We start from the raw sequence: 25,865 nt of genomic DNA, 5'->3' as shown, positions 1-25,865 counted from the left end.
GCGAACTTGTTTACGTGAACGGGAACGATTTGGTTTTTATTTCAGGTCTGAAAAAAGTATAGAACCGGTGGCGGCCATGCCCGTGGCATGCAAACAATATTGCTCAGGACTGTTTATTTAACAATGGAGTTGTTCTGGAACTATTTAAAACCCTACCGCAACCTGATCATCCTGTCCCTGCTGCTGGCCGCGGTTGCGCAACTGCTGGCTTTGCTGGACCCGGTGATCTTCGGGCATATCATCGACCGGTTCGCGACGAATAAGGATCATTTGCCCGAAAATGAACTGATACACGGGATCGTATATTGGTTGCTGATCGCTTTGGGGATCGCCATCATTTCCAAAGGCCTAAAGTCTCTGCAGGAATATATGACGCGCAAAACCGTAGCGCGTTTCGGGATGCAGGTTTTCAATGACGGGCTGAAGCAAACCCTGCGCCTGTCCTTCCAGGAGTACGAGGAAAGCAGGAGCGGTACGACGCTTTCTGTCCTGCAGAAGGTCAAGACCGATGCCGAGCGTTTTATCAATGCCTTTGTGACCGTGCTTTTCTCCTCGATGGTGGGCGTGGCCTTCCTGATCTATTACAGCCTGAGCAAGAACTGGCTGCTGGTGCCGGTGTTCTTTGTTGGCATTATCGTACTGGGCTCGCTGACCGGCCTGCTGTCCAAGCGGATCAAGACCGTGCAGCGCTCGATCAACCGGCAGACCGATGCGCAGGCCGGTATCATCACGGAGAGTTTGCGGAATATCGAACTGGTCAAAAGCCTGGGCCTGACCTTCGCCGAGATCAGGCGGCTCAACGCACAGACCCAAACCATCTTTGACCTGGAAATGTACAAAGCCAGGAAAGTAGCCTCCCTTTCTTTCCTGCAGGGCAATATGCTGAACCTCCTCAAGCAGTCGATCCTGTTCATACTCCTGTGGCTGATCTTTCGAAAAGTACTGAGCACCGGTGAGCTGATCGCCATGCAGTTTATTTCTACCGCTATATTCACGCCACTTCAGGACCTGGGTAACCTGATCATTCTTTACCGGGAAGCAGACGCCTCTTTTAAAAGCTTCGATGTGCTGATGCACCGGCCGATCGAGCGCAGGCCCGAAGAGCCGACCGAGATCGGCGAACTGTCGGAACTCCGTTTCGAGGACGTGGTGTTCCGCCACCGCACAGCAGGCTACAACGCGATGGATGGGATATCCTTCGACATCAAACGCGGGCAGACCATCGCATTTGTCGGGCCATCCGGCTCAGGAAAGTCTACGCTGGTCAAGCTACTGGTCGGTTTGTATATCCCCGTCAGCGGCAAGATCTGCTTCAACGGGGTATCCTCCAAAGCCATCCGCTACAATCCATTACGACGGCAGATCGGTTTCGTGACGCAGGACACGCAGTTATACGCGGGTACGATCCGCGACAACCTGCTCTTCGTCAAGCCCGGCGCGACAGACGCAGAGCTTATGGAAGCCCTGCGGAAAGCCTCCGCCACTAAGCTGATCGAAAAAGCCGGAAAAGGCCTGAACACCATGCTGGGCGAGAACGGTATGAAACTTTCCGGCGGGGAGAAACAGCGCATCTCGATCGCCCGCGCCCTGCTCAGGCAACCGCGCCTGCTCATCTTCGACGAGGCCACCTCGGCCCTCGATTCGCTGACCGAGGAAGAGATCACCCAGACCATTCGCGAGGTTTCAAGCAGCCGCGAGCAAATGACCATCCTCATCGCGCACCGCCTGTCCACCATCATGCATGCCGATACCATCTATGTGCTGGAAAAGGGCAAGATCGCCGAAGCCGGCTCGCATGAAACCCTGCTGACCGGCAAAGGCTTATACTATGCCCTCTGGCGGCAGCAGATCGGCGAAAGGCGGGCGACTTAGATGTTCGCCTTCAGTGCCCTTGGAACTGATGTCCTGGTCAAGGTTGATTCAAAAGCTGTTGTAGTACTTTTTTACCATTTTTGTTTTTGGGGGCCAGCGCCACGGATCTTTGGTACACCTTATGGCTTCCGCTTTCTGGCCATCGGACAGAAGTGCCCGGCACAGCTGTTATAGGCATTCCAGCTGTTAGGAAACAGTGCTTCATCGGTTTTGAAGGTTTCGAGCGCTTGCTTGAAAAAAAGCTGCCCGGGCAGATAGTAAGCGTTGCTGTTACCCGGGAAGTCATATCCGAGAGCATTCATTTCGTCCTCGCTCAGGTAATAGAATCATTTAATGAACATAAGCAGCCTTAAACGCCGCCTTAAAATCCGGCAATGTGATGCTGCCGGTCACCTGGGCGCCCTTTGCAAAAAATCGCGGTTGATCAGCCCTTGCCTTACGCCTTGTCCCATTTTGGTGATCAGGCCCGCCAGTTCGGGCGGCAGCCCCGCAGCCAGCATGCCTTGCTGTAGCTGTTCATCGGGGGCCGACCCGGATTCGAAGCTTTCTTTGATCAGATCCCTACCCAGGTAAATTATCATACCATCAGCTACGCTAATGCTGCTAAGGCCCTGCAAGCCACTGCTGATCTTTCCCGGTTCAGAATAAACCCCTCTTAGCGCGGGGTCTTCCTATAAAGGAACCATCAAGCCTGTCTCCCTGGGATGACAGGCTTTTTTTGGCCTTTTCTCAAGGTATAACGTGATCCAGATCACATTTTGACCCAATAACTGTCATTCCCCGTGCCCGCTATCAACCCTACTTTTGGGCAACAAATCAAGAGATATGAAAAAGACAGACAAGCGAGCTGCGATGATCCTCCTGATAATGGCAGCCGCATTTTTTTTACCCCTTCCACAATTGGTTAAAGCACAAGCCACCTATAAGCTGGCCGCCGGCAGCACGATTAAAGTTTTGGGCACTTCCAATGTCCATGACTGGACGATGATCTCCAATGCAGTGGAGAGCCAGGGACAATTCGATCTGCCGGGTCATAGCCTGCCAGCCTTAAGTTTACGCTTGTCGGTGACCAGCCTGAAAAGCGAGCACACTTCGATGGACGACCGCACCTACACCGCGGTGAATGCCAAAAAATATCCGGACATCAGTTTTAAGCTGACCTCAGCCGAAGTGGTTCCTGGCGAGAATAACACTTACCAGATCAAAGCCAAAGGTGAGCTGACCATCGCCGGTGCGACGAAGCCGGTGAGTGTGGATGTAACAGCAGTTAGCAGCGCAGATAATGCCATTACCTGCAGTGGATCTAAAAACATTCAGCTCACCGACTATGGCATTAAGCCGCCAACCTTTATGCTGGGCGCTATGAAAGTCCATAATGACCTCACCATCCAGTTCAACCTTATTTATAAAAAATAATTATGAAAAAACTATACGTAACATTATGTGCAATTACGCTTTTCTCTTTCGCCGTTAAAGCACAGGAAACGATCCAGTACTATCGCCCTAACGATCAGCGTGGAATTAACCAATTCGAGACCAGCAAACAGGATACGGTAAAATTTACCGGCCTGAAAGTCAAGGTGGGCGGCAATTTTGAGCTGACCTTCCAGGCGCTGAAGCAAAGCAATACGGCGGTACCCTACATTCCGGCAGGCTATTCCAGCAGCGTGACCAGCCTGCAGCCGCTGACACACGGCTTTACTTTACCCATGGCCAACCTGAACCTGGATATCCAGCTGGCCGATGGTGTGCGCATGAACCTGACACAGTATTTGGCATCCCGTCACCATGAGAATACCTGGGTAAAGGGTGGTTATATCCAGTTCGATAAATTAACGTTTTTACATAGCGACTTAATAGACGAGATCATGAAAAGCGTGACCATCCGGATCGGCCAGAACGATGTGGATTATGGTGATCAGCATTTCAGGCGAACCGATGGCGGTAACACGATCTATAACCCCTTCATCGAGAATTACATTATGGATGAGTTCTCGACCGAACTCGGCGCCCAGTTCTATTACTTCCACAAATCGGGATTGTTTGCGATGGGCGGTATCACCGACGGCCTGCTGAACGAGACCGTGGTCAAATCCACCAAAATAGACGTAAAAACGGGTCAGCCACTTCGATATGAACCGGCGTTCGTAGGTAAGCTGGGCTTTGACAAGCAGATCAATAAAGATCTTCGGTTCAGGATCTCTGGCTCCGCCTATACCGTCAGCAGCTGTTACAGCAATACGCTGATGAGCGGCGACCGTACCGGATCCCATTATTATAATGTGATGGAAAATGCGGCTGTTGCAGCAGCGACCACGCTGGATGACGCGGTCGATTATAATTTTACCTCCGGCAGGCTGAGCCCCGGCTTCAGCAACGAGATCCATGCTTTTATGGGCAACCTGTTCCTGAAATACCGCGGCCTGGAGTTCTTTGGTACAGCGGAGCATGTCACCGGCCGTACGGCTGCCGAAACCGATGGCCGCCGGGCTAACCAATATGCCGGTGACCTGGTCTACCGTTTCCCTGCGGATAAGGAAAACTTTTGGGTCGGCTTCCGTTACAATACCGTCAGCATGGCGCTGGCCGGCACCGGCGATGTGAAGGCTAACCGCGAGGCCGGTTCTTTCGGCTGGTTCCTGACCAAAAACGTCATGATGAAGGCAGAGTATATGAACCAGAAATACCTGGATTACCCGGCAAACAATATCCTGAACGGCGGCAAGTTCAACGGCGTGATGCTGGAAGCCTCTATCGGTTTTTAACAAGCTGTTGCATGAAGAAGATCATTACCACCGCGCTGATCGCCGGCTGCATCCTATTCGTGATCAGCTATGGGGGACTTTACCTTGGGGTAAAGTTTTTCCCGGGGCTGTTCGTCACTTATAATAACCCCTTGTTTAATTCCGATGGCAGCAGGGATGTCTTATTTTACCTGCACGCGTTCATCATCAGCTTTGCCTTATCCTGGTTTTGGGACCGGTTTAAAACTTTATTCAAAGGACCGGTGGTATTGAGAGGGCTGGAGTTCGGGCTGGTTTATTCCCTGACCGCACTCTTGCCCGTGATGTGGATCTCTTTCAGCTCGCTGGATATTACCCTGGTGATGGTGGGCAGCTGGTTTTTCTACGGGCTGGCGCAAGCGATCATTGCGGGGCTGGTCTTTGCTAAAGTTAACCCCTGATCGATCAAACGCCATGCAGTTTAAAAATAGCCTGTCCGGGATCTTACTGCTGCTGACCATCAGCGGCTTTACCCTAAAAACAAATAAGGGGATGAATGCGGTAATAAAAAGATGGGTAGTGAGCCAGACCAGCAATCTCAGCGTGAACGGCAGCACCAATGTGAACAAATTCACCTGCGTGATACCTTCTTGTCCCTTGCAGGATACCCTGACCGTTACCGGAAGTGCTGAACAAGCGGTCGTCTTATCCGGGCGGATCAAGTTACCGGTCAGCAGTTTTGATTGCCATATTTCCCCCATGACCCGTCAGCTCCGGGAAACATTGAAGGAAAAACAATTTCCGGTGCTTTATATCCGGTTTTTATCCTTAAGCCGGCTGCCGGTGATGACCGCGGCACCTGCGGAGATCACAGGCCTGGTCGATATTGAAATTGCCGGCATCAGCAAACGTTTCGAGGTGGCTTACCAGCTGAGCCAAGACGCGCAGCAGATCGTCCACCTCCGCGGAACAAGGGTAGTTAATTTTTCGGACTTTAACCTCATACCACCGACCAAGCTGGGGGGCATGATCAAAACAAGAGATGCGCTGAGCGTAGATTTTCAATTGAATATGAAAGAATTATAGTAAAAACTTAAGCAAAAATAGATGATACCCAAAACAATGAAAGCAGCCGTGATCCATGGATTCGGCCAACCGCTGCAGATCGAAGAACTGGCGGTCAGAGAACCGCGCGAGAATGAGATCCTGGTCAAGGTCATCGCCTGCGGCGTATGCCATACGGACCTGCATGCCTGCCAGGGCGACTGGCCGGCTAAACCCAAGATGCCACTGGTGCCTGGTCATGAAGCCATCGGCTACGTGGCCGCCATCGGACCCGGCGTTCAGCATCTCAAAGAGGGCGACGTGGTGGGCGTGCCCTGGCTGTACAGCGCTTGCGGCTGTTGTGATTACTGTTATACCGGCTGGGAAACGCTTTGCGAACAGCAGCAGAACGGTGGTTACAGCGTAGATGGCGGCTTCGCCGAATACCTGGTGGCAGACGCAAGGTATGTGGCGCATTTTCCGGGAAATATCAATTTTACGGAGATGGCGCCGATCATTTGCGCCGGCGTGACGGTGTATAAAGGCTTAAAGCAAACGGACGCCAAACCCGGAGAATGGGTGGCCATTTCCGGCATCGGCGGTTTAGGCCACCTGGCCGTGCAGTATGCCAAGGCGATGGGCTTGCACGTGGCGGCGATCGACATTGCTGATGATAAACTGGCGCTGGCTAAAAGCCTGGGTGCCGATCTTACCGTGAATGCCAAAGAAAATGATCCGGGCGCCTTGCTGAAAAAGCAAACCGGCGGCATGCATGGCACCCTGGTGACCGCTCCGTCCAGGATCGCCTTTAACCAGGGCTTGAGCACGCTCCGCCGAAAAGGGGTGCTGTCGCTGAACGGCTTGCCCGCGGGAACTTTCGATCTGTCCATTTTTGACACCGTGATCAATGGGACAACGATCCGGGGCTCGATCGTGGGCACCCGCAAGGACATGGATGAAGCCATATCCTTTGCGGTGGAAGGCAAGGTGAAAGCCACGGTCAAACCGGCTAAGCTGGAAGATATCAATACGGTTTTCGACGATATGAAAAAAGGCGATATCAGTGGCCGCATGGTGCTGGAGATCGCCAAACCGCAGTAGCAAATAGTGATCCCTATAGCAGGTTCCTGGGAGCTGAGCAAAGCATAGTGCCGGAAATCTCCTGCCTGTGATAAGGACTGTAATTCTAACTCAACCGCATGTCAAAAACAGCAAGATCATGGGCTATGCGCCATGCCAAATGCCCGCGCTGCCGCAGGGGGAACATGTTCGAAGGCGGCTTATACCATCTCGGCTCCAATGGCATCAACCTGAATTGCCCCCATTGCCGGATGATCTTTGAAATAGAGCCGGGTTATTTTTATGCAGCCATGTATGTCAGCTATGCCATGAATGTCGCTGAAGGCGGCTTTATATGGGTATCGACGTACATGATCACCGGGAACAACGACTCGCCCTGGCTGTATCTCGCCACGATCCTGGGCGGATTGGTGCTATTGTCACCGCTGAATTTCCGATATTCCCGCGTCGCCCTGCTCTACTGGCTGTCACCAAAAGTTCATTATCATCCCGAACTGGACGTAGCTGAAATTAAATAAGCGTACCGTAAACCGGAGAAATTATCCGGATCAAACCGGGACTCAACGGATATTAGCTTAAATTTGCGCTAATGAAAAAAGAAAAAAATGATTATTCATTCTGGACGAAATATAAAAAGTTCGCCGGAAATGAGATCTTGCTATATGTGGTCATGGTGATCGGCATCATCGCTGGGATTGTGATCATCAGTATTTTTAAAAAATAAGAAAAGCTTTAGCGATCACCGAAACGGGGTTCAGCCCCTGGCTTGCTCTTTTGCAGATAAAGCGCGGCAACCAGCGATAGCAGCAGCAGGATACCCGTTAACTGGTGCAATAGGCCAAAATATAGACCTGAATGGAACATTCCATGGGTTAGGGACAAAACTCCCAGGCAAACCTGGGCACTGACCAGTGCCAGCGGCGTCCAGCGCAAGGCGGAGTTTTTAACGAAAAAGCTCCGCAACAGGATCAGTACAGTAATGAGGTAGGCAAGGCTGCGATGGACCACCTGGATAACAATGAGGTCATGTGTCAGGCGGTAGATGACGTGCCCGCCCCGAAACGGGTTTGGCGGGATCAAGGCACCATTCATGTCGGGCCAGGTAGGCGCACTTAAAGCAGCATGTGTCCCCGCCATGAATGCGCCATAGATCAGCTGTAAACCTAATAAGATCAGAATGACCGATAAAAGCCGATTCGTTCTGCTGCAGTATAACTGGCAGGGAACGATTGCTTTCATGACCAGCCAGAATAAGTAGCATAAAAGCAATAAAGCACAGGAGAAATGGATGGCCAGCCGGATATGATCAACGCGGACATCCGTATCGTTGAGTCCGCTTTGAACCATGATCCAACCTATGGCTCCCTGCAGGCCGCCCAAAGCGAAAAGAATAATGAGCGGCCAGACCATTGACTTCGGAATCAGGCGATTAAACAGAAAAATGGCAAAGGGTACAACAAAAACAATGGCCATAAGCCTGGCCCATTCGCGGTGCAGCCATTCCCAAAAAAAGATATGCTGGTAGTCCGCCAGTGTAAAGCCGGTATTGAGCTTTTTGAACTGAGCGATCTGCTGATACTGTTCAAAACTGAGGCGCCATGAGCGCTCGTTCATTGGCGGCAGGGCACCCAGCAAGGGCTGCCATTCGGTGATGGACAGTCCGGACCCCGTCAGCCGGGTAATGCCGCCCAGAATGATCTGGACCAATACTAACAGAACTCCCACTGCCAGCCAGCGGGTCAGCCATTTGTTAACCGGTTTGCCCATAGATATCAATAAAATGCAAAGATCACCGGATCATGGGATCAAAAAGCGTCATTGCATCATGTCACGGCCTGACTTTTATCATTTTTTCCTGGTGCACGATCTCCCAATTTTGTTTAAAAAATTGATATGAAATATGTAGTCATTACTTTGCTCGCTGCTGTTGGCTTATTAGCCTCCTGTACAGGGAGCGGCGACAAAAGCACCCGGGGCTCAACAGCTGACACCGGCCGTTTAGCCAAATCAACGGACAAACCGACCGCAATCGCGACACAGAACAACCCCGCAATTGAATCGACACCCGTGAATAACCAGATCGAACTCACGGCCAATGACCGGATGCAGTACAGCGATACCTTATTCAAGGTCAAAGCCGGTCAGCAGGTAAGCCTTAAACTGACCAACATCGGTAAAATGCCGAAGAATTCCATGGGCCACAATTTTACGCTGCTGAGAACAGGGACGGATATTACCAAATTTGCCAGCGAAGGACTGAAATATCGCGACCAGGATTATGTTCCCGCTGCGATGAAAGATTCTGTGATCGCACATACCCCGCTGGTCGGCCCGGGAGAAAGCGCCCGGATCAGCTTCGTCATTAAGTACAAAGGTTATTATGATTTCATCTGTACCTTCCCGGGTCATTACGGCAGTATGCGGGGCAAGATCGTAGCGGAATGATGATGGATCAAAGCAGGAGCAGCAGGTCCGCGCGGCCGGTTCAGCAAGGCATTTTGATAGCCGGGAAGGACGGGCATATCCTGTCTGCCGATGAGACGGTCTGCGGGTTATTGCATTACCGCGCTGATGACCTGTATGGTCAGTCGCTATGGGCTTTGATCGGCTATCATCCCGAACCTCCCTGCGATGAAACGCTGAAACACCGATCTCAGGCAGTAGTCTTGCCAAGGCCGGGCCTGCCTGCTTTCGTGGTGACACTGAGTACCTTGTCGCTGGCGCAGCAGGAGCTATTTGTCTGCACGATCCGGCTTCAGGAGGAGCAAGCTGAGGACCGGGTCGGCTTTTTGGCAAGTGCCGTAGATGCCCTGCAGCAGGCCAAAGCGGAGATGCAGCTTTCCCTGGACAAGGAAAAAGAGGTCAATCAGTTAAAAACGCGCTTTGTATCATTGGCTTCCCATGAGTTCCGGACCCCGTTAAGCAGTATCCAGTTGTCCGCAGCTCTCGTTGAGCGTTATTACGACCGGCTCGACCGCGATCAGGTATTCCGGCACCTGCATAAGATCCGGCTGGCAGTGGGCGCATTGACAGAGATCCTTGAAGATTTCCTTTGCCTGGAAAAGATGAACAGCGGCAGCATAGCGCCTGTATATGAGCAGGTCGACCTGCCCTTATTTTGCCGCGGGCTGGTGAGTGAAATGAAGCTCCAGGCCAAACCGGGGCAAGAGATGGTGTATGATCATGAAGGAGAACAGACTTGCCTGGTGACGGATAAAAAACTGCTGCGGCATTGCCTGTTAAATTTACTAAGTAATGCGATCAAATATTCGCCTGAAAATTTGCCGGTCAGGCTGACCACCCGTTTTTCCGGCCCCCATTGCGAGATCGATATCGCTGATCAGGGCCTGGGTATCCCTTTAGCGGACCAGGCAGGCCTGTTCGAACCGTTTTTCCGGGCGCACAATGTTATGGATATCCAGGGGACCGGCCTTGGCCTGAGTATCGTCCGGCGCTATACCGAACTGATGAACGGTAGTATCCGCTTTCAAAGTGAAGAGCACCGGGGTACCCTATTCACCTTAAGCTTTCCGGTCCGCTAAGCAGCCGGCTGATACAGTCAAACAGCTCCTTTTCGTCGAAGGGCTTGACCAGGTATTCACAGTTGCCGATAGCCCTGGCGATCGCACGGTCAGCTGTTTCTGATTTGGCGGTAACAAAAATGAAGGGGATATCCCGGGTGCTGGTGTCTTCCAGCAGGGTGCGGAAGACCGTATACCCATCGGTTTCTCGCATGAGCACATCGCAGATAACCAGGTCAGGCAGTTTCGCTTGCGCCTGCCGGATGCCTTCCAGGCCATTATCGGCAGTGATCACCCGGTATCCTTCCAGATCAAGCAGTTCCGCAGTATTTTCCCGGATGTCTTCGTTGTCTTCAATCAGCAGGATCGTTTTTTGCATTTCGTGGGCCGGCTTCAAGGTATGAATAGCCAAAAAAACAAAATTTGCCCGACAGTTCGTTTGTCCATAATTCAGCAAAATTTGTTCTGAAGACAGACCGCCGCTTAACATTACAGCTGATTTCTGAAGGTGGATGGTGATTCCCTCGTGTGCTTTTTAAAGAATTTACTGAAAGCCGCCTGATCACTAAATCGCAATGCTGCCGCGATATCTGCGATAAGCAGATTGCTGTCACGCAAAAGCAGCTTTGCCTCTGCAATGATCGCCTCGTCGATCAGCGCGCCTGGTGTTTTGCCGCAAGCGTTCCTGATCGCATGGATCAGGTATTTCGGGGTAATGAAAAGAGCGTCCGCATAGAATTTCAGGTGGTGTTCCTGTTTGTCATGCTTCACCAGCAATTCACTGAATTGATGATGCAGGGCCTTGTACCGGCTGATACTATGGGGAATATCACGGGCATTTTTTTTGTAGATAGCTGCCGCTTCATAAAGAAAAGTGAAAAAAAGTGTTCGGATGATCTCTGCATGGTAAACGGAATTATCTTCCGTTCGTTTTTCCAGGAGGATCTCATAGAGCTGGAGCAAGATCGCCACTTCTTTTTCAGTTAACCGGACAGAGAATCCGACCTGTTCACTCAAATAGTGAAATGCGTCCAATAAGGACGGGCTGATATGATTCGCCAGTAGAAAATCCCGGGTGAAAAACAAGTACCGGCCTTTGCAATTTGGACTTACCTCCGTCAGCTCGACCTGCGTGCCCGGGGAAGCTGCGGTCAGGCAGTAAGGGACCAGTTCTATGGTATTATAGTTGACCTTTCCTTTTAGCCAACCTGCTATGCAAATGAATAAAGAATAGTAATCCGGCCGGAACGGAGTCATTCCGCCGCTAAGCGGTTCGTCCCGGGCAATATAGTAATCTGCGGCATACCAATGTTCGCCCGTTCCGGCCACTGTTTGCTGGATAGAGCTTAATGGTATTAATTTTTTTTCCTTCATTGGTGATGGCACTATTAGCGAAGATACAACCGAAATCCCGCATATCCACAGCCGGTGTAATGAGGCGATCCGGGAACGTTATAATTTAATCGTTATGGGTATATAGTTTTTTTCATACTCCCTGCTGTTCTGCCTGACTCAAAAACCGGCATGACATCGGCTGCAGCCCTTTTTACAACTGACAGCCATTTATCCGGATGATCATAATACATAGGAAGGACCAGGTTTTCTATTTTTGCTACGATATCAATCTGATTTTTCATACCACAAGCGTACGGCAGGCTCCTCATTATCGGACTGACCGGCCGCAGCCGGGATGGTGATGTCAGTCACATTCCTGCTCAATATCATCGCGGCTGACAAGCAAAAGGTCAGCATATGGTCTGTTTTTCGAAATGCAGTAATTGCTGCCGGTATTTGTCTGGCTGATGATGCCCGGTTATCGTCTTCAGCAAAAAACTACCATTTTTTTAACAGCTCGGCGATCATCTCGGCCGAGCTTAAAATGCCGGTAAGCTGGAGGATGCCAAGTTTGAATTCAGGGCTTCAATGACGAGGCTAAGCTGATTTGGACGGTCTTTTCAGAAACCTGCAATTGAGCGGCGATCTCCCGCGGACTGAGGTGGTCCTTTCGGCCAAGCTCGTATATCGTTTTTAGCCACATTTCCAAAGCCGGGCCAGGCATTACTGTTCATTGATCCGGTATATATCCTTAAGATGGTCGAAAAGGCCGGACTGGATAAACCCGGACCGCTTCAGGACTTTTCGGGCGGCGCGGGGGGCTGGCTTGCAGCCAGTCCCTGGCCTCATCGCGGGATCGGAGCCGTTTGTGCGGCAGGAAGTGAAGGGTTCGAGCATGCCGCAAAATTAAAAAATTAATAACTGCTAATGACTGTCCAGGCTTTTGATAAAGGCGACCAATTCATGCTTTTCTTTGGCTGTAAGATGCAATTGATCCGAAGGCAAAGTCTGGTTTGGCAGGCGGATACCCAGACCTGCACCACCGCCTTTGTCGTAGAAATCGATGACCTCTTCCAAGGTTTGGAACACCCCGTTGTGCATATACGGTGCCGTCCTTGCCCCGTTGCGAACGGAGGTGATCTTGAAGGCATGATCATTAAAGGCATACGGCTGTAGCACGTATAGGCCGCGGTCGGGGTCGATGCGTTTGCGATTCTTCCGCTCAGGCACACCGATCACCTCCGCTTCCATTTGCATGTAGCGCGGCGGCAGCGCCCCGTTAAATAAGGGCAGGTAATGACAGGTTGAACATTTCGCTTTTCCCATAAACAGGTTGAAGCCTGCGATTTCTTCTTTAGTTAACGCCGAACTTTTTCCCTGCATATATTCGTCAAACCGGCTGTTCAGCGCCGTCAAACTGCGCACATAACTGGCCAGCGCATTCATCACCTCGAAGGTATCAATCGCGGCACGGCCCTTTTGGTAATAGGCCCGCGCAAATAGCTCCCGGTACGATTGATCCCGCCACAATTTACCGATGGCGACCTGCATGTCACCATGCATTTCATCTTTGTTCTGCATGACGTCCACTGCCTGGTCTTCCAGAGAGGCTGCCCGCAGGTCGTAGAACTGTGCCGGCTGAAAGGCCGCACCAATCAGCGTAGGCGTATTCCGGGAGATCATCTTCTTACCCAGGACATCCAGGTTCTTGACCAAGCCATCAGAAAAGGCCCTATCCGGCTGGTGACAGGAAGCGCAGCTCCGCCGGCCACTACCTGACAATACCGGGTCACAGAACAGCCGCTTGCCCAGTACGATCTTATCCGTAGTAGCCGAATCTCCAGGCGCATCCGTATAAGCATTACGGTTAAAGGCACCCGGCTCGAACAGTGTCGCGGCATCCTGATTAAGCAATCGGTTATACCGGATATCCGGCAGTTGCAGACGATGCTGCAATTGCGTGATCCCGCGCGTAAGCGGGTCCGCATAATTTTGATGAAGGTCGCCCGGTCAAAGCCGTCAAATGAAACCGGCCGTCTCAGGTAAGCGATCGCCTCGGCGAAATGGATCGCAGAATCGTATTGCCCGATGACCTGCGCTACACTTGCCGTAGCTGCCGCCGATTCCCGAAAGCAGTTCCGCAGCAAAGGGTCATCAAAATCATTCAGCCCAAGGATCTCCACGCGGAACAGCTCCTGTTTGGCCGCGTCGAGGACCTGCCAGTCTTGCAATTCCATTTTTGCAAATTGCTGCCCGAACGCCTCGGCATTGATCGCCAGCCGCGGGAGTGCTGCCGCCAGTTTCGCTTTATCCTGCAAGCTGAACCGCGGAAACAACATTTCCTCAATGACCTGCAAACCGTCCGGCTGGATGACCTGACCGCTGAACTCCACTTCCGGTACCGGCGGCCCGTTGATCTGCCGGGTGGTCAGCGGATCAAAGTACGCCGCCGCCCATTCCAGCCGCTTATAGGCCAGTCGCACCTGACGGAAGCGTTGTTGCAGCCTTAGCGAATTGGCCGGCGAAAGCGCCACGGTCTGCAGCTGCCGGATAATGGTCTGCAGGCTGTCCGACTGCCGCAGTAACTGCGCTTTAACCGCAGTAGCCGGGGTGTCCGGCTCACGCAGGGCCAGTAGCGCCAAAATGCCGCCCAGCAATATACCACCGGCAATGACTTTAAAACTCGAACGCATGGCTTAAGGGGTCGGCATGTTGATCACGCTTGTTCAATGGTTTCAGTTTCCAGCGTTTCTCGATAAAGGAAAGGATGCTCACCGTCTCATAGCTGGTATGATCCACAAAACCCTTTTTGGCAAAAGGTGAGATGATCAGCGCCGGGATACGCGTACCCGGTCCCCATTTGTCGATCACCGGTGGGGCCACGTGATCCCAGAAGCCACCATTTTCATCGTAGGTCAGGATGATCACCACATCCTTGCCGTTCGGCCCGTTCAATACCGTATTGATCAGTTCGACCGCATGGTTCTCGCCGCCCTTGATTGTCGAACCGCCGGGATGCTCGTTCTCTAAACCGATAGGCTTCACAAAAGATACGGCCGGCAGTGTGCCTTTTTTCGCTGCCCGGATAAATTCCGTTTCATTCCTAAGGTGTTTTTTCCGGCCCTTTGTCCCTAATGCATAACGAGCGTAATAAGCTAACGGCTGGTGGTGATAAGTAAAGGTCGGGTCGGGCTTACCGGCAACGGCATCGTTCCAGCCACCGGAATACCAGGCCCAGGAAACGCCTTTATCCGATAAGCGATCCCCAATATTCGGGCCCTGCTGCGTCGGCACGAGGTTAGCCACATTCTCGCCTTTAGGGTGCAGGTTCACGGAATTGACCGTGTTGACTGCATAGCCGTCCGGCGTTACCGTACCGTCCGTGAGCATCTTGCCGGCTGAATCCACTTTGGCTACGATATTGGTCGGCGCGTTCGGAAACACCGGGGTAGCGGCCGCTACCAGCCATTGGTGGTTCAGGAAGGAGCCGCCGAACACGCTGTGAAAAAAATGGTCGCACAGCGTGTATTTCCGGGCCAGCTCATAAAGCGGCAGCTCGCTGGTCTTGTAATAACCCATCGACAAGCCGCGGGTATAATTGTGCAGCACGAACTTGTTCATTTTGCCGCCGTTGATCTGGGCTTGTTCCTGATACCAGCGGTGCGTGACGTCCGGCGTTGCTACATCGGCGGCTACGTACTGGTCAACATTGAAGATATTGTTCGGCAGGTTGGTCGGAAAGGCCGTGCTGTGCGGGATAGGCGGCAAGGTTTTATAGGGCTGGTTGTTGGCATCCAGTTGGACGATATTCTCCGGTTTGGCCTGGGCCAAACCTTCAGCACCGGGAAACTGCCCCCAAAGATTATCAAAACTGTGGTTTTCCATGTAGATCACCACCACGTGTTTGACTTTGGTGATCTGTGCAGTGGCTGGTAGATCGCCCGTTGCCCATACGGCCAAAAGCAATAGAAATGATCGGGATATTGATTTCATAAAATGCGTTGTTTAATAATTTGTTTAATGTTTAAAATCGTATGCGCTACTTAAAGGCATGGATCAGTTGACCTGAAAGGCCGAAGGTGTAGTCCAGTCCAACTGCCAGCACACCCGTTAACAGGACGCTCGCCAGCTTCCAGCTAAAAGTCCTGACCAGGCGCTTGTCTTTGATATTCCTCCAGATGATGGGGAAATCGATCATCGCGCTGGCCATCGAAGAGAGGATAGCCGTGCTCCCGGCGACCGAAGGCGATATCTGCCCGTGCATGGCCAGCATTGCCGCCGCAGCCGTGGTGCTGGCGCTGCTGACCAGACCGCCGAGAAAGCCGGTTGCGAGCATGCCATTTCCCCCGAACAGGCGTGTTAATAAAATACCACCCACCTGTATCAAGATAAAAAGCAGGCCGAACGAGGCCAGTTTCTTTAAAGAGATGGGCGACGCCAAATCAAGGGTACCTGCGGCTTTATCCTCCCGGCTTTCATGTGCCAGGTCCCGCCAGATCCATAAAGCGGCCACGGCTGACATTGCCAGCAGCGGCAGCAAGGTAGCCGTCAGGGACAGGGGAACGAAGATAGCTGCGATCATCATGTTGCGGGTGAACATCGCAATATTGATGATACTGGACAGGACGGTGATCCTTGAAGCCCGGCCTGCCTGCTGCACCCTCGTGGTCATCTCGGCAATAGTGGCCGTGCTGTTGACCAGTCCGCCAAACACGGCGCCCAGGTATAGGCCTTTGGAACTGTATAATCTTAATAAGACATAATTCAGGAAGCCGATCCCGGCAATGGCGATGATGCTGATCCAGGCATCCGCCGGATTGAAAAGGTTCCAGTGGTCAACATAACGGTTGGGCATCAAGGGGTATATCACAAAGCCGATCAGCCCAAGTAAAATGGCGCTTCGTATCTCGGTCAGCTGCAAGCCGCCGGTAAAACGGTTCAGTTCCTCCTTCATGGCCAGCAGCATCGTCATAACAATAGCGCCCGCCACAGGTGTAAATATATGGCCCAGACCGGTGAGAACCCCCAGAACATAACTCACCAACAATGCCGCGGAGGTCGTTACTTCCAGCGCATCATCCTTGCGCATGCTGCGAAGATTCATCGCCGCAATAAGCAGGAATACCCCGACCATCGACACGACGATCAGTTCAATGCCCACCTGGGCAGCTAAAGCACCCAACAAGACAACAATGGAAAAAGTGCGAATGCCCGCTTCCTTGTGGGACCATTTACGTTCCATCCCGATCAGCATGCCGATACCGATCGAAATAGCCATCTTTGTGGCCACGGGGCCAACAGGTGTATTCAGGAAATCTGGGGTCATAAAAAAAAGGATTTGATCGAAAAAAATTACGCCGGGGGATTCAGGCGGTCGATCAGATCAGCAGGCAGGATGTCAGCGCGTAGCGACGGGTACAAGCAACAACCGGCCGTGAAAAAACAGCACGAAGGCTAACCGCCGGTATGGAAAACAGCAAAAGAAACTGAAAGAAAGAAACCAGTAATTTACGGATAGGCGCAAGACGGCTTGCATAAGCTTCGGTTGCGCTGAACGCTTCCGCCGGGCAGGCATGATGTTCATCGTTCTTTTTGACCGAGCGTTGCAGCATACCAAAAGCGCCGGAACCGGCCCGGTCTTTCGCGCTTACCTGATACACCATATAAGGACGCAGGAGGAACACCAGCACCCCCAGCGTGAAGATCCAAAAACCGATATGTGTTTTCCTACGCATGGTATAAATGTAAAGTTAGCGCTTATCGGCAGTTTTTCGGGGAAATGACCAGATTTTTTATTTTTGGCGCATGAAAGATACGCTACGAATTGCGGTCCTGGACGACTACCAGCAGGCGGCTTTGGCTTATGCCGATTGGTCCGCCATCCGGGAACGCGCCGACATCACCGTCTTTAACGATCACATCGCCGAGGAGGCTGCGCTCATCGATCGCCTGCAGCCTTTTCATATCATTTGCGTGATGCGGGAGCGCACGCCGCTTACCAAATGCATTCTCGACGCTTTACCCAACCTGAAGCTGATCGTTTCGACCGGCATGCGGAATGCTTCCATCGATCAGAAAGCCGCAGAAGCGAAAGGCATCGAAGTGAAACACACCGGTTACCTGGAATCCGGTGCGCCGGAACTGACCTGGGCCTTGCTGATGGCGGGGGCGCGGTACTTGCCAAGGGAAGTCAGTAACTTTCAAAGCGGCGGCTGGCAAACCACCATCGGCACCGACCTGAAGGGCAAAACGCTCGGGATCGTCGGTTTAGGGCGCGTCGGCAGCAAGATCGCGCAGTACGCCAAGGCTTTTGAGATGAAGATCATGGCCTGGAGCGAGAACCTGACCGAAGAACGCGCGCACCGCGCCGGCGCTGAAATGGTCAGCAAAGAGCAGCTGTTCAAATACGCGGATTTCATCACCCTGCACCTGGTGCTGAGCGACCGTTCCCGCAACACCGTCTCCAAAACCGAGCTTTATCTGATGAAACCCAGTGCGTACCTCATCAACACTTCCCGCGGACCGCTGGTGAACGAAGGCGACCTGATCGCAGCCCTGCAAGCCAAACGTATCGCGGGCGCCGCCCTCGATGTTTTCGACCAGGAACCGCTGCCGCCGGATCATCCCTTTCGCAAGATGGAAAATGTACTTGCCACCCCGCATATCGGTTACGTGACGGAAAATACCTACCGCCTGTTTTATGGCGATACAGTGAAAGCAATACTGGAATGGCTGGGCTGAGTTCAAGAGAGTTGGCGAAACTGGTTGGCCCTACGCTTAGCGTAATGAGCCTTTCCGAATTATTCCACTTGCATATCTGGGCCAGGAATATTCCGCCGGTCACCTACCTGAACGGTATGATCCTGTTCGTCACGGGGCTGGCGATCCTGCGCATTCACAACCTTTGGAGCCGCCGCTGGCCGTTGCTGCTGACCCTGCTGGCCTGGGGCGCACTGCTGGGTGGATTGTCCCGGATCTTTTTTCCAGCGGCGAAACAGGCCGGCGAGTCGGTTTATACCTACGTATTTATATCGCTGTTGCTCCTGACCGGGCTATATCTCAGTTATCAGGGCTACCGGAAAAAATAAGGTGCTTTTACTGTCCCGGTTTCAATGGTCTGGTCGTCATATTTCTAAACAAAAAACATGAAAGAATTTGCTATGATCTTCCGGCTTAAAGGCATCGCTGACTTTAAGCCTTCCCCTGAACAGCTCCAGGAAAGAATGAGCTGGCTGGCCGGCATTGCTGCACAGAACAAGTTAGTGACAAGGGCAACACCCTTTTGCCTGGTCCGGACAGTGCCAGGACCGTCAGGCCGGGCGGATTGGTGACCGACGGGCCGTACACCGAGATCACCGAATTCATCAGCGGTTACATTGTGGTATGCGCCGAAACAATTGAAGAGGTAGTCGGGCTGGCCAAAGGGAATCCGATCTTTAAGATCGGCGGCAATATCGAGGTTCGCGAGGTAATGAAGCGGGATTAGCTTGGAAAGGGAATTACCACATACAGATCTGCTGCCGCACCTTTTCCGGCAGGAATACGCCAGGATAACGGCAGCCCTGTGCCGTTATCTTGGTTTAAGGGAGGTCGAACTCGCCGAAGATATCGCCAGTGATGCCTTCCTGAAAGCATCCGAGCACTGGGCACTCCACGGCTTGCCCAAAGACCCGGTAGCCTGGCTGTACACCGTCGCCCGGAACAAGGTCAGAGATCACCTGAAACATCGGTCGATCGTTGACAGCTATGCAAAAATTGAACTGGCCCGCGATCCTGCAGCTTTACGACCAGCTGCTGCTCATCGCCGCAAGCCCGGCGGTCGTATTGAACCGATTGTTTGTGTTTGCTAAGGTGCACGGAAATAGAAAAGCTATTGAAGAAGCTGAAAAGCTGGACCTGGTCTCCTTGCTTCAATATCAGGAATTACTCGGCTATTTATATAGCACTATCGATCATGAGAGGGCCTTGGATCACTATCGCAAGGCGCTGGCCTTATGCAGCTCAGCCCTCCTGCGGCTCACTCTAAACAAGGAGATCGCCCGCTTGTCATTAGAGGACTGATACGAGTAACCGTGCGATCTTACGCTGGCGATCTCCGCTATCCAGATATTTGACCCTGCTGATACGCGTTGTTTTGACCGGCTTGATCCCGCAGAATTCCAGCGTGGCCTTTTTGATCGCTTTGATATCGCTGTTGCCGTATTGCCACCAGAGCCAGATCGCCGGTGCATCCGATGTGGTGATGACATGGGCCGTTTTTCTGCTGAGTTGTTTATCCCAGAAAGGGTCTTTTGTGTGGTATTTAAAAGCAGCGCCAGGCAGCAGCGTGCGGTCAATAAAACCTTTCAATAAGGCGGGTACCGAACCCCACCACACGGGGTAAATGATCACCCATTTATCGCACCAGGTTATATTTCCCCAGGCTTGCCTGAGATCGGGCTCCAGTTCCTGGACCTGCGCATAGCCTTTCCAAAGAATGGGATCGAAGCGCATTTCGCCAAGGTCCTGTCGCCTCACCTCGTGCCCATTGCTGATGGCAGCACGCTCGTACTGGTTGGCGATCTGGCCGTTGAAACTGTTTTTATTGGGATGGGCCAATAAGATGTAGATCTTCATCATTGCTCGCTGTTACGTTTCCTGGGAAGGCAGGGACGCCCCTGTTCTTTTTTCAAAGCGACCGGTTCGCTTATGCAGGCGGATGCGGTACAGCACCAGTTCTTTGACCGTGCCGATGTCGCTGGCAAGGTCAGCAATCCCGTGCGAAGGATGGGCATCCTCCGCTTTGGACAGATACGGCTCGATCCGGCTGATGAGTTTGTTCATGGCCTGTTCGGATTCTTCCACGCCGGGGAGCTCTTCGAAGGTACCCCGGCACACCGCGCTTTGCCAGTTGAAGAAATTTTCGACCCGGTCCACTTCAAAACATACTTCCGGGTTCTTACGCATCATGGCTATTTTCAAACCTTCCGCCGAATGTGCATAAATATAAGGCGGTTCATAAACATAATGAACAGGTATGATATAGGTCAGGCCATCCGCGTGACAGCCAATACGGCCAAGCAGCTGGCTGCCAAGCAGTTCTTCCAGGGCCTTAGGGTCAAGTTCTCCTAACATCTTTTCATGTTTAATAACCCAAACATACGGCTTTGGTACAGTGAGATGCTTGACCAGCATCACTTTCCGGCATGCTTGCCGTCATTCCCGGAACGGTAAATACAAGCTAAATTTGAAGTATCAAATCCACGATCATGAGCACAGAACTCGCAGAATTTTCTGATCTACTGGCGGAACTGTTCGATCAGGAACCGGCCGAACCCGACAACTACTGGGAACTGTTGCCGCAATTATTTATTTAACCGATACGACCATGAAAACGATCATCGCTGCCACCGATTTTTCAGCACTTGCCGGGAATGCGGTTGACTACGCCGCTGCTGTCGCGCGGTCCACACAAGGAAAACTGATCCTATTTAATGCTTACAGCGTTCCGGTTCCCGGAGCGAACGGGCTATTGTCCCCGGCGGACTATGATAACTTTCTGCTTCACAACCATGAGCGGCTTGAAAGTAAAGCGAAGGCGATTGCCGATACTTATGCGATCGAAGTAATTTGCGAAACTTCCTATTGTTCGGTCAACCCGGAACTGGAAGCGTTAATTTTAAAGTACCAGGCTGATCTCGTTGTGCTGGGCATGGAGCCCGATAGTTTGACGCAGGATGTTTTTGGTAATACCACCACCGCGCTGATTGGAAATCTAAGCTGCCCGGTACTGGCAGTCCCTGAAAGCGCCGGGTTTGACGGCGTCAGCAGGATCGTCTTTGCCTGCGATGCTGCGCAAGACTTTCCCGCCGGATCGCTGGCTAAAGTGAAAGTTATCGCTGAAGCATTCCGGGCCGAGGTCGAAGTGTTTTTTGTGGAGGCTGAAGCGGGTGAACTGCCTGCTGCTGAAAGCCTGCTCGCTGAGGAACTGAAGGGCATCGTTTATTCGTACAAGAAGCTGAGATCCGATGCCATTATTCAAAGCATCAGGCAAGAAACATTGGCTTGCGGAGCTGAGCTTTTGATCATGGCCCCGAAAGTTTACGGGTTCTGGTCATCTTTGTTCCATCAAAGCAAGACCAGGCGGATGGCCTCCGGTCTAAACATACCTATGATGGCCTTAAATACTAATGACCGGGCGCCTTCATCCTATAGCGATGAAACGCATCTTATCCGCTCGCTCAGGCCTGAATCAATTAAAGCAGTGCTTGAGTAGTGATAAGGATCATTTTCAGGGATGACGCCCAACCTTAATTTATTATGCGCTGCAGCGGATATTTGTTTGATAAAAAACCCAGATATGAAAAAGATCAATGAAGACCCGGAACTGGAATTTGAACTACAGGAAGTTTACCTGACCGGCAGGCAGTGGCAGAGCGACCTGGCTTTCCTTGAGGAGGAAAGCAATTTTCTTGCTGAACAACTCTCTGAATCCCATCAGCCTGCCATTGCACAAACGAGCCAGCACAACCTGGCAACCCGTTTAGCCAATGCCCGGGAGATACATAGCGGGATTAGGATCAAGTTAGGTGATTTTATCAGGCAGTTGGAACCGCTGCTGCTGGAAACCGATCCGGACCCAGAGCTGAAATTACTGGAAGATTTTATCGCGCTTCAGACAGCGATACAGGACGCGCTAACCGTACTGAAAGGCATCAAATATGCGCTGGTAGAAGCCCGCCGGGCGGCTTGAATAAAAGCGGCACCTGTGTGTGTAACCTTTATGGATAGTTCAGCGCGTTTTCAGGAAGAGAGCAATAGCCCAATCCCTATCTGGGCAAATGGGTCTATATGAAACAGTTCTTCCTCCGCAAAACACTGCTGGTAAAATCCAGCTTCGCTTTCGTGGTCATGCCCGGTGGTTTCGACATCACGGACGAACATTTCGAGGCTTTGACCAAATTTTCCGGTGGTCATTTTCGGAAGGGAATATTATCAGGACCTGATCCGCTATATCGAAAATATGAAAGCCTGTGCGACGATCGGCGAAGATGATATAGGCTTATTTCTGGTCACGGATGATCTCGAAGAAGCCCTATAGCTGATCCGCGAAAAAAGTATTAAGGAATTTGGGCGGACACCGGTCAGCAAACACAAACCTTTCCGCTGATTATTCGAAAAATGGTAAATGTTAATGATTCATGCAGTGCAAAGGGTGACGGCTGTGGAACAGGCTGGCTTCGGCATACAAAGATGTTTTGAATAAGCCGTTATCTTCTTCCACCCCGAAGGCCTGCGTGTGCTGAAAGCTCCGTCCCTCATGTTCCCATTCCAGTACCAGCTCCCAGGAGCCACTTTCCAGTTCGTCCGTTTCGATTTTCAATACGTGCGCCGCGTCCGTTTCAAAATTTTGAAGTTTGGACCGGCCCTCCTGCGCGGATAGTGCGCGGAGCCGCAGGTTTCCCTTAACGGGGTGGTCGAAGGTCAATTGAAGTGCTTTCATGATACAGGGTAATTAGCTCAAAATTAAGGCATTGATCGACCTGAAAAAGTGATCACTGTCACGACGGCGAATGATGCTCATCTGCTGCGGGTGGCGACAGATTAAGGAGATTTGTAAATCAAATCAATCATTACATGAAAAAGATCGCTGTACTGACCGACTTCTCCGAGCGCGCTTACCATGCCGCGGAATACGCCTTGTTACTGGCTGCCAGGCTACAAGCTAATGTATTGTTATACAACTCCTTCCTGGTGCCCTCGGCAGAGCCGCTGGCAGGGCAGATCGTCTGGCCAATGGAAGATTATGATGAGATCAAGAATGGCTGCGAGGCAGATCTGGAAAAACTTAAAGCGCGACTGGAAGGAAAACTGGCTGATCAAACCAATGGCTTTCGCCCGAAGATCGAATGCCGGGCCCACGACGCACAATTTGACCTGACGGCAGACGAGTTTTTGCGTGACCGGGACCTCCTGTTATTTGTGTTGGGTAATCACCAAAAGGGTTTTTCGGGCCTGATACTGGGTAACCATACCCGCGAGGTGCTTAACCGTTCGGCACTGCCCGTGCTGGTCGTTCCGGAAAAAGCAGTTTTTGAGCCGCTCCATAAAATAGCCTTTGCGACCGACCTGGGTCAAAGCGATCTTCAGGTCGTTCAATCGCTGACTGGCCTGGCGCGGCCCTTTAACGCGGAGATCCTGCTGACCCATTTATGCGAAAGCACGCCGGAAAACAGCCGGGCAGTGCAGGACTTTCTGCATGAAGTAACCAACAAGGTCAATTATCCGCACATTTATTATCGGCATTTGGAAGAAAAACATCTGCGCGAAGGCTTGCACCATATGGCGGAAACGGTGAAGGCGGATCTCGTCGTGATGGTGCACCGCCACAAAGATTTCCTGGAGCGCCTTTTCAGCCGCAGTCATAGCCTGGATCTGGCGGAGCATACGGAACTACCGTTGCTTATATTTCCTTCACCCGCAAAATTCTTCCCAGTCATTTAAAATAAACAGCGTGTGGATTGCTGTCCAACGGGCAATATCCATGGCCCCTTCGGACTGCCTTGCTGGTTCCGCTGGTCCCGGAATCATCCTTGCGGGGGCATAAATCGTAAGGGCAGTAACAAGCCGCCTTTTGCAAGGACCCTTTGTTGGTTTCAGTAAGCTAACTTTAAAACTAAACACCAAAACTTTTCTTGCAAGGTTACCGGGGATACTCTTACCTTATTGAATACTTACCCTAACGACCGTTTCACAAAATCGATGTTAGGTAAGCCGGTTTACAAACTTATCAAAGCTGCAGGATGCCACCTTCAATTTCATTTGTGTCTTATCAAATATTCACTCCAGCTAATGAAATCCAAAAAGCATTCCTTCCAGTGACTGACCTTTTTGCCCTCCGTGCTCGTCGTATTCAGGCTATGGTCGCCACCGATGAGTGTTCTGAGCGTCAGGTTCGTTTTGCCGAGCCTGATGAATTCGAGCGGTACGATAAATGCGGATTCGTAGGGCGCATTGCTGTCCTGTGTAGCAATGATCTGGTAAAGGGGAATCGCCACCTGTTTGAGATCTTCGATAGGCCCCCTGGCATAGCTGATCCAGCGCTTATTGGTATAGATAGACCCCGGTTTCGCATACCCCGGGTCTTTAAAGATCTCCCGGTAATTGTTGAGCATGGTATCCAGCTGCCGGGCAGCGAGCGTGTCGCTGACCTTGCCCTCATAAAGCTCACGCCGTTTCATGATCATAAAATCATAATAATCCGGCATAGCGCTGCCGCACCATAAGCCCCCATGAGTGATCTTTTTGTTAACGGTCAGCAGGCGGGACACCACGTTAAACCCTTCGGAATGCCCGAAGACGATGGTCTTGCCCTCATCCTTCAGGAGTTTTTTCCGGCAATAGTTGATCACAGCGTCCGCCGTACGAACGCGATAATCCAAGCTGTTCTTTTCCAGGTAAACGGCGGGCATGTGCCTGTTCAGGCTGTCGATCTGCGCATTGCTCAGTACGCCGGCATAGCCCGGCCGGGCGATCAGCACATACAGATAATCCTCCGGTAGCCAGTGCTGCTCGCCATGGTTCCAGGTATAGACCTTCAGCTGGCCCTTCTCGTACTCATAGTTGAACAGGGGCTTCGGAACAGAACCATCCAGGAACAGCAACATATGCCTGGGCCTGGGGCTCGTCTGGTAAACATAGAACCGGGTCGTATCCCGCTTTTCGACGATTTGATAAGCTTTGAATTTGACCATGCGCAGCAGGCTGTCCTGCAAAGGGACCTGGGCCTGCATCTTACCTGCAAGAAATAAGCCTGCTCCTAAGATGAGGAAAAACTTCTTCATGGCTGCTTCGGCGTTTCCGGCTGATCCAGCGCCGCGCGCAGCTTACCGGCCAGCTTTTTGAATGAACCCAGCTGGCTCCCGGTGGCTTTTCCTTTGTCCAGGCTGGCTTCAAAATGGTCGGCTGACAGGACTGCCGTATATGCGGGAACGGACCAGCGATTCTCGCTATCGCTCTTGCCGAGCAAAGCGATGAGTTCGAAGCGAAATTTTTCCGCACGTTCTGCCGGGAACGATGACCTGATGGTGTATTCCGTGTCGCTTTCCTGTACTTTGAAACTGGTTTTCTGCGAGCGATGTCTCGTTTGCCCGGATGCAGCGATGCCGAAGATTACCGCTAAAATGGTAAAAATGTGTTTTTTCATAAAGCAAACCTAAGCGATGCCGGGGAGAGCGCTTGTTAATGAAGTGTTAATGCACTGTTAATGCGATCAGGCCCTCAATTTTGTTCGCTATCTTTGGCTGACACC

Annotated in this window: 34 protein-coding genes; 17 read left to right on the top strand and 17 right to left on the bottom strand. The window is 51.8% G+C overall.

Annotated features, from left to right (window positions below):
* Positions 1–123: 123 nt before the first annotated feature.
* On the top strand, positions 124–1,872 hold the full coding sequence (locus tag AAFN85_RS03425) for an ABC transporter ATP-binding protein (RefSeq protein ID WP_347525558.1): 1,749 nt from the start codon (positions 124–126) through the stop codon (positions 1,870–1,872).
* Between the two features lie 119 nt (positions 1,873–1,991).
* Here AAFN85_RS03425 and AAFN85_RS03420 read toward each other — a convergent pair whose 3' ends face one another.
* Positions 1,992–2,174: a hypothetical protein gene (locus tag AAFN85_RS03420; RefSeq protein WP_347525557.1), complete on the bottom strand. Its 183-nt coding sequence runs from the start codon at positions 2,172–2,174 to the stop codon at positions 1,992–1,994.
* Between the two features lie 87 nt (positions 2,175–2,261).
* On the bottom strand, positions 2,262–2,453 hold the full coding sequence (locus tag AAFN85_RS03415) for a hypothetical protein (protein ID WP_347525556.1): 192 nt from the start codon (positions 2,451–2,453) through the stop codon (positions 2,262–2,264).
* Between the two features lie 244 nt (positions 2,454–2,697).
* On the opposite strand from AAFN85_RS03415, the gene AAFN85_RS03410 reads away from it, so the two are divergent.
* From AAFN85_RS03410 to AAFN85_RS03380, 7 genes are all read left to right on the top strand, one after another.
* Positions 2,698–3,288: a YceI family protein gene (locus tag AAFN85_RS03410; protein ID WP_347525555.1), complete on the top strand. Its 591-nt coding sequence runs from the start codon at positions 2,698–2,700 to the stop codon at positions 3,286–3,288.
* A gap of 2 nt (positions 3,289–3,290) precedes the next feature.
* Positions 3,291–4,637: a hypothetical protein gene (locus AAFN85_RS03405; RefSeq protein ID WP_347525554.1), complete on the top strand. Its 1,347-nt coding sequence runs from the start codon at positions 3,291–3,293 to the stop codon at positions 4,635–4,637.
* 11 nt (positions 4,638–4,648) lie between these two features.
* Entirely contained in the window at positions 4,649–5,056 is a 408-nt protein-coding gene (locus AAFN85_RS03400) for a hypothetical protein (protein WP_347525553.1), read from the top strand.
* Positions 5,057–5,069: 13 nt separating this feature from the next.
* The gene (locus AAFN85_RS03395; RefSeq protein WP_347525552.1) at positions 5,070–5,681 is read left to right on the top strand and encodes a YceI family protein; all 612 of its coding nucleotides are present in this window, start codon (positions 5,070–5,072) and stop codon (positions 5,679–5,681) included.
* A gap of 36 nt (positions 5,682–5,717) precedes the next feature.
* Positions 5,718–6,740: an alcohol dehydrogenase AdhP gene (adhP, locus tag AAFN85_RS03390; RefSeq protein WP_347525551.1), complete on the top strand. Its 1,023-nt coding sequence runs from the start codon at positions 5,718–5,720 to the stop codon at positions 6,738–6,740.
* Positions 6,741–6,838: 98 nt separating this feature from the next.
* Positions 6,839–7,237 carry a DUF983 domain-containing protein gene (locus AAFN85_RS03385; protein WP_347525550.1) on the top strand — a complete coding sequence of 133 codons (399 nt, stop codon included), beginning with the start codon at positions 6,839–6,841 and terminating at the stop codon, positions 7,235–7,237.
* Between the two features lie 71 nt (positions 7,238–7,308).
* Positions 7,309–7,443 carry a hypothetical protein gene (locus AAFN85_RS03380; RefSeq protein ID WP_347525549.1) on the top strand — a complete coding sequence of 45 codons (135 nt, stop codon included), beginning with the start codon at positions 7,309–7,311 and terminating at the stop codon, positions 7,441–7,443.
* A gap of 8 nt (positions 7,444–7,451) precedes the next feature.
* On the opposite strand, the gene AAFN85_RS03375 is transcribed toward AAFN85_RS03380, so the two are convergent.
* Positions 7,452–8,486, bottom strand: coding sequence for a COX15/CtaA family protein (locus tag AAFN85_RS03375; RefSeq protein ID WP_347525548.1), 1,035 nt, complete (start codon positions 8,484–8,486; stop codon positions 7,452–7,454).
* A 126-nt stretch (positions 8,487–8,612) separates the two neighbouring features.
* On the opposite strand from AAFN85_RS03375, the gene AAFN85_RS03370 reads away from it, so the two are divergent.
* On the top strand, positions 8,613–9,164 hold the full coding sequence (locus AAFN85_RS03370; RefSeq protein ID WP_347525547.1) for a plastocyanin/azurin family copper-binding protein: 552 nt from the start codon (positions 8,613–8,615) through the stop codon (positions 9,162–9,164).
* The gene (locus AAFN85_RS03365) at positions 9,161–10,261 is read left to right on the top strand and encodes a PAS domain-containing sensor histidine kinase (RefSeq protein ID WP_347525546.1); all 1,101 of its coding nucleotides are present in this window, start codon (positions 9,161–9,163) and stop codon (positions 10,259–10,261) included. Before AAFN85_RS03370 ends, AAFN85_RS03365 begins: the two co-directional genes overlap by 4 nt.
* On the opposite strand, the gene AAFN85_RS03360 is transcribed toward AAFN85_RS03365, so the two are convergent.
* The 8 genes from AAFN85_RS03360 to AAFN85_RS03325 all read right to left on the bottom strand — a co-directional run bounded on the left by AAFN85_RS03360 (position 10,236) and on the right by AAFN85_RS03325 (position 17,310).
* Entirely contained in the window at positions 10,236–10,730 is a 495-nt protein-coding gene (locus AAFN85_RS03360; protein WP_347525545.1) for a response regulator, read from the bottom strand. The two genes, AAFN85_RS03365 and AAFN85_RS03360, sit on opposite strands and share 26 nt — an antisense overlap.
* Positions 10,730–11,614 carry a helix-turn-helix domain-containing protein gene (locus AAFN85_RS03355; RefSeq protein ID WP_347525544.1) on the bottom strand — a complete coding sequence of 295 codons (885 nt, stop codon included), beginning with the start codon at positions 11,612–11,614 and terminating at the stop codon, positions 10,730–10,732. Before AAFN85_RS03355 ends, AAFN85_RS03360 begins: the two co-directional genes overlap by 1 nt.
* A gap of 92 nt (positions 11,615–11,706) precedes the next feature.
* Positions 11,707–11,877, bottom strand: coding sequence for a hypothetical protein (locus tag AAFN85_RS03350; RefSeq protein ID WP_347525543.1), 171 nt, complete (start codon positions 11,875–11,877; stop codon positions 11,707–11,709).
* A 622-nt stretch (positions 11,878–12,499) separates the two neighbouring features.
* Complete coding sequence (locus AAFN85_RS03345; protein ID WP_347525542.1) at positions 12,500–13,357, bottom strand: cytochrome c peroxidase; 858 nt, start codon at positions 13,355–13,357, stop codon at positions 12,500–12,502.
* A complete protein-coding gene (locus tag AAFN85_RS03340; RefSeq protein WP_347525541.1) occupies positions 13,255–14,268 on the bottom strand; it encodes a hypothetical protein in 1,014 nt (337 codons plus the stop codon). The genes AAFN85_RS03345 and AAFN85_RS03340 overlap by 103 nt, the downstream gene beginning before the upstream one ends.
* Positions 14,252–15,568 carry an alkaline phosphatase family protein gene (locus AAFN85_RS03335; RefSeq protein ID WP_347525540.1) on the bottom strand — a complete coding sequence of 439 codons (1,317 nt, stop codon included), beginning with the start codon at positions 15,566–15,568 and terminating at the stop codon, positions 14,252–14,254. The genes AAFN85_RS03340 and AAFN85_RS03335 overlap by 17 nt, the downstream gene beginning before the upstream one ends.
* A 46-nt stretch (positions 15,569–15,614) precedes the next feature.
* Entirely contained in the window at positions 15,615–16,901 is a 1,287-nt protein-coding gene (locus AAFN85_RS03330; RefSeq protein ID WP_347525539.1) for a DUF4010 domain-containing protein, read from the bottom strand.
* A gap of 52 nt (positions 16,902–16,953) precedes the next feature.
* The gene (locus AAFN85_RS03325) at positions 16,954–17,310 is read right to left on the bottom strand and encodes a hypothetical protein (RefSeq protein ID WP_347525538.1); all 357 of its coding nucleotides are present in this window, start codon (positions 17,308–17,310) and stop codon (positions 16,954–16,956) included.
* 70 nt (positions 17,311–17,380) lie between these two features.
* On the opposite strand from AAFN85_RS03325, the gene AAFN85_RS03320 reads away from it, so the two are divergent.
* The 4 genes from AAFN85_RS03320 to AAFN85_RS03305 all read left to right on the top strand — a co-directional run bounded on the left by AAFN85_RS03320 (position 17,381) and on the right by AAFN85_RS03305 (position 19,425).
* Positions 17,381–18,316, top strand: a complete 936-nt coding sequence (locus AAFN85_RS03320; protein WP_347525537.1) for a D-2-hydroxyacid dehydrogenase family protein — start codon at positions 17,381–17,383, stop codon at positions 18,314–18,316.
* A gap of 44 nt (positions 18,317–18,360) precedes the next feature.
* A complete protein-coding gene (locus AAFN85_RS03315) occupies positions 18,361–18,663 on the top strand; it encodes a hypothetical protein (protein WP_347525536.1) in 303 nt (100 codons plus the stop codon).
* 194 nt (positions 18,664–18,857) lie between these two features.
* Positions 18,858–19,061 (top strand): YciI family protein, encoded by a 204-nt coding sequence (locus AAFN85_RS03310; RefSeq protein WP_347525535.1) that lies wholly within the window; start codon positions 18,858–18,860, stop codon positions 19,059–19,061.
* 1 nt (position 19,062) lies between these two features.
* Positions 19,063–19,425, top strand: a complete 363-nt coding sequence (locus tag AAFN85_RS03305; protein ID WP_347525534.1) for a sigma factor — start codon at positions 19,063–19,065, stop codon at positions 19,423–19,425.
* Between the two features lie 199 nt (positions 19,426–19,624).
* Here the strand turns inward: AAFN85_RS03305 and AAFN85_RS03300 are convergent, their stop codons facing one another.
* Positions 19,625–20,194 (bottom strand): NAD(P)H-dependent oxidoreductase, encoded by a 570-nt coding sequence (locus AAFN85_RS03300; RefSeq protein ID WP_347525533.1) that lies wholly within the window; start codon positions 20,192–20,194, stop codon positions 19,625–19,627.
* Between the two features lie 9 nt (positions 20,195–20,203).
* The gene (locus AAFN85_RS03295; protein WP_347525532.1) at positions 20,204–20,689 is read right to left on the bottom strand and encodes a pyridoxamine 5'-phosphate oxidase family protein; all 486 of its coding nucleotides are present in this window, start codon (positions 20,687–20,689) and stop codon (positions 20,204–20,206) included.
* A 253-nt stretch (positions 20,690–20,942) separates the two neighbouring features.
* On the opposite strand from AAFN85_RS03295, the gene AAFN85_RS03290 reads away from it, so the two are divergent.
* On the top strand, positions 20,943–21,830 hold the full coding sequence (locus tag AAFN85_RS03290) for a universal stress protein (protein WP_347525531.1): 888 nt from the start codon (positions 20,943–20,945) through the stop codon (positions 21,828–21,830).
* 66 nt (positions 21,831–21,896) lie between these two features.
* Entirely contained in the window at positions 21,897–22,307 is a 411-nt protein-coding gene (locus AAFN85_RS03285; protein ID WP_347525530.1) for a hypothetical protein, read from the top strand.
* 50 nt (positions 22,308–22,357) lie between these two features.
* On the opposite strand, the gene AAFN85_RS03280 is transcribed toward AAFN85_RS03285, so the two are convergent.
* Complete coding sequence (locus tag AAFN85_RS03280) at positions 22,358–22,531, bottom strand: hypothetical protein (RefSeq protein ID WP_347525529.1); 174 nt, start codon at positions 22,529–22,531, stop codon at positions 22,358–22,360.
* Between the two features lie 214 nt (positions 22,532–22,745).
* Entirely contained in the window at positions 22,746–23,057 is a 312-nt protein-coding gene (locus AAFN85_RS03275) for a hypothetical protein (protein ID WP_347525528.1), read from the bottom strand.
* Positions 23,058–23,191: 134 nt separating this feature from the next.
* On the opposite strand from AAFN85_RS03275, the gene AAFN85_RS03270 reads away from it, so the two are divergent.
* Positions 23,192–24,058 (top strand): universal stress protein, encoded by an 867-nt coding sequence (locus AAFN85_RS03270; protein WP_347525527.1) that lies wholly within the window; start codon positions 23,192–23,194, stop codon positions 24,056–24,058.
* Positions 24,059–24,372: 314 nt separating this feature from the next.
* Here the strand turns inward: AAFN85_RS03270 and AAFN85_RS03265 are convergent, their stop codons facing one another.
* Together AAFN85_RS03265 and AAFN85_RS03260 are read right to left on the bottom strand one after the other, a co-directional pair.
* Complete coding sequence (locus AAFN85_RS03265; protein WP_347525526.1) at positions 24,373–25,398, bottom strand: hypothetical protein; 1,026 nt, start codon at positions 25,396–25,398, stop codon at positions 24,373–24,375.
* Complete coding sequence (locus AAFN85_RS03260; RefSeq protein WP_347525525.1) at positions 25,395–25,760, bottom strand: hypothetical protein; 366 nt, start codon at positions 25,758–25,760, stop codon at positions 25,395–25,397. The genes AAFN85_RS03265 and AAFN85_RS03260 overlap by 4 nt, the downstream gene beginning before the upstream one ends.
* Positions 25,761–25,865: the final 105 nt, after the last annotated feature.

Origin of the sequence: Mucilaginibacter sp. CAU 1740, assembly GCF_039839285.1 — a bacterium.
Lineage (GTDB): Bacteria > Bacteroidota > Bacteroidia > Sphingobacteriales > Sphingobacteriaceae > Mucilaginibacter.
The sequence above is the reverse complement of the archived record's forward strand: the minus strand, read 5'-3'. Positions and strand labels throughout refer to the sequence as shown.

Excerpts from the sequence above, each read along its gene's own strand:
- AAFN85_RS03350 (WP_347525543.1), bottom strand. The coding sequence starts at position 11,877 with ATGAAAAATCAGATTGATATCGTAGCAAAAATAGAAAACCTGGTCCTT.
- AAFN85_RS03360 (WP_347525545.1), bottom strand. The coding sequence starts at position 10,730 with ATGTTAAGCGGCGGTCTGTCTTCAGAACAAATTTTGCTGAATTATGGA.
- AAFN85_RS03340 (WP_347525541.1), bottom strand. The coding sequence starts at position 14,268 with ATGCGTTCGAGTTTTAAAGTCATTGCCGGTGGTATATTGCTGGGCGGC.
- AAFN85_RS03335 (WP_347525540.1), bottom strand. The coding sequence starts at position 15,568 with ATGAAATCAATATCCCGATCATTTCTATTGCTTTTGGCCGTATGGGCA.
- AAFN85_RS03330 (WP_347525539.1), bottom strand. The coding sequence starts at position 16,901 with ATGACCCCAGATTTCCTGAATACACCTGTTGGCCCCGTGGCCACAAAG.
- AAFN85_RS03385 (WP_347525550.1), top strand. The coding sequence starts at position 6,839 with ATGTCAAAAACAGCAAGATCATGGGCTATGCGCCATGCCAAATGCCCG.
- AAFN85_RS03270 (WP_347525527.1), top strand. The coding sequence starts at position 23,192 with ATGAAAAAGATCGCTGTACTGACCGACTTCTCCGAGCGCGCTTACCAT.
- AAFN85_RS03420 (WP_347525557.1), bottom strand. The coding sequence starts at position 2,174 with ATGAATGCTCTCGGATATGACTTCCCGGGTAACAGCAACGCTTACTAT.
- AAFN85_RS03280 (WP_347525529.1), bottom strand. The coding sequence starts at position 22,531 with ATGACCACCGGAAAATTTGGTCAAAGCCTCGAAATGTTCGTCCGTGAT.
- AAFN85_RS03365 (WP_347525546.1), top strand. The coding sequence starts at position 9,161 with ATGATGATGGATCAAAGCAGGAGCAGCAGGTCCGCGCGGCCGGTTCAG.
- AAFN85_RS03275 (WP_347525528.1), bottom strand. The coding sequence starts at position 23,057 with ATGAAAGCACTTCAATTGACCTTCGACCACCCCGTTAAGGGAAACCTG.
- AAFN85_RS03405 (WP_347525554.1), top strand. The coding sequence starts at position 3,291 with ATGAAAAAACTATACGTAACATTATGTGCAATTACGCTTTTCTCTTTC.
- AAFN85_RS03290 (WP_347525531.1), top strand. The coding sequence starts at position 20,943 with ATGAAAACGATCATCGCTGCCACCGATTTTTCAGCACTTGCCGGGAAT.
- AAFN85_RS03315 (WP_347525536.1), top strand. The coding sequence starts at position 18,361 with ATGAGCCTTTCCGAATTATTCCACTTGCATATCTGGGCCAGGAATATT.
- AAFN85_RS03320 (WP_347525537.1), top strand. The coding sequence starts at position 17,381 with ATGAAAGATACGCTACGAATTGCGGTCCTGGACGACTACCAGCAGGCG.
- AAFN85_RS03375 (WP_347525548.1), bottom strand. The coding sequence starts at position 8,486 with ATGGGCAAACCGGTTAACAAATGGCTGACCCGCTGGCTGGCAGTGGGA.
- AAFN85_RS03395 (WP_347525552.1), top strand. The coding sequence starts at position 5,070 with ATGCAGTTTAAAAATAGCCTGTCCGGGATCTTACTGCTGCTGACCATC.
- adhP (WP_347525551.1), top strand. The coding sequence starts at position 5,718 with ATGAAAGCAGCCGTGATCCATGGATTCGGCCAACCGCTGCAGATCGAA.
- AAFN85_RS03400 (WP_347525553.1), top strand. The coding sequence starts at position 4,649 with ATGAAGAAGATCATTACCACCGCGCTGATCGCCGGCTGCATCCTATTC.
- AAFN85_RS03415 (WP_347525556.1), bottom strand. The coding sequence starts at position 2,453 with ATGATAATTTACCTGGGTAGGGATCTGATCAAAGAAAGCTTCGAATCC.
- AAFN85_RS03410 (WP_347525555.1), top strand. The coding sequence starts at position 2,698 with ATGAAAAAGACAGACAAGCGAGCTGCGATGATCCTCCTGATAATGGCA.
- AAFN85_RS03300 (WP_347525533.1), bottom strand. The coding sequence starts at position 20,194 with ATGATGAAGATCTACATCTTATTGGCCCATCCCAATAAAAACAGTTTC.
- AAFN85_RS03265 (WP_347525526.1), bottom strand. The coding sequence starts at position 25,398 with ATGAAGAAGTTTTTCCTCATCTTAGGAGCAGGCTTATTTCTTGCAGGT.
- AAFN85_RS03425 (WP_347525558.1), top strand. The coding sequence starts at position 124 with ATGGAGTTGTTCTGGAACTATTTAAAACCCTACCGCAACCTGATCATC.
- AAFN85_RS03295 (WP_347525532.1), bottom strand. The coding sequence starts at position 20,689 with ATGTTAGGAGAACTTGACCCTAAGGCCCTGGAAGAACTGCTTGGCAGC.
- AAFN85_RS03380 (WP_347525549.1), top strand. The coding sequence starts at position 7,309 with ATGAAAAAAGAAAAAAATGATTATTCATTCTGGACGAAATATAAAAAG.
- AAFN85_RS03355 (WP_347525544.1), bottom strand. The coding sequence starts at position 11,614 with ATGAAGGAAAAAAAATTAATACCATTAAGCTCTATCCAGCAAACAGTG.
- AAFN85_RS03260 (WP_347525525.1), bottom strand. The coding sequence starts at position 25,760 with ATGAAAAAACACATTTTTACCATTTTAGCGGTAATCTTCGGCATCGCT.
- AAFN85_RS03370 (WP_347525547.1), top strand. The coding sequence starts at position 8,613 with ATGAAATATGTAGTCATTACTTTGCTCGCTGCTGTTGGCTTATTAGCC.
- AAFN85_RS03325 (WP_347525538.1), bottom strand. The coding sequence starts at position 17,310 with ATGCGTAGGAAAACACATATCGGTTTTTGGATCTTCACGCTGGGGGTG.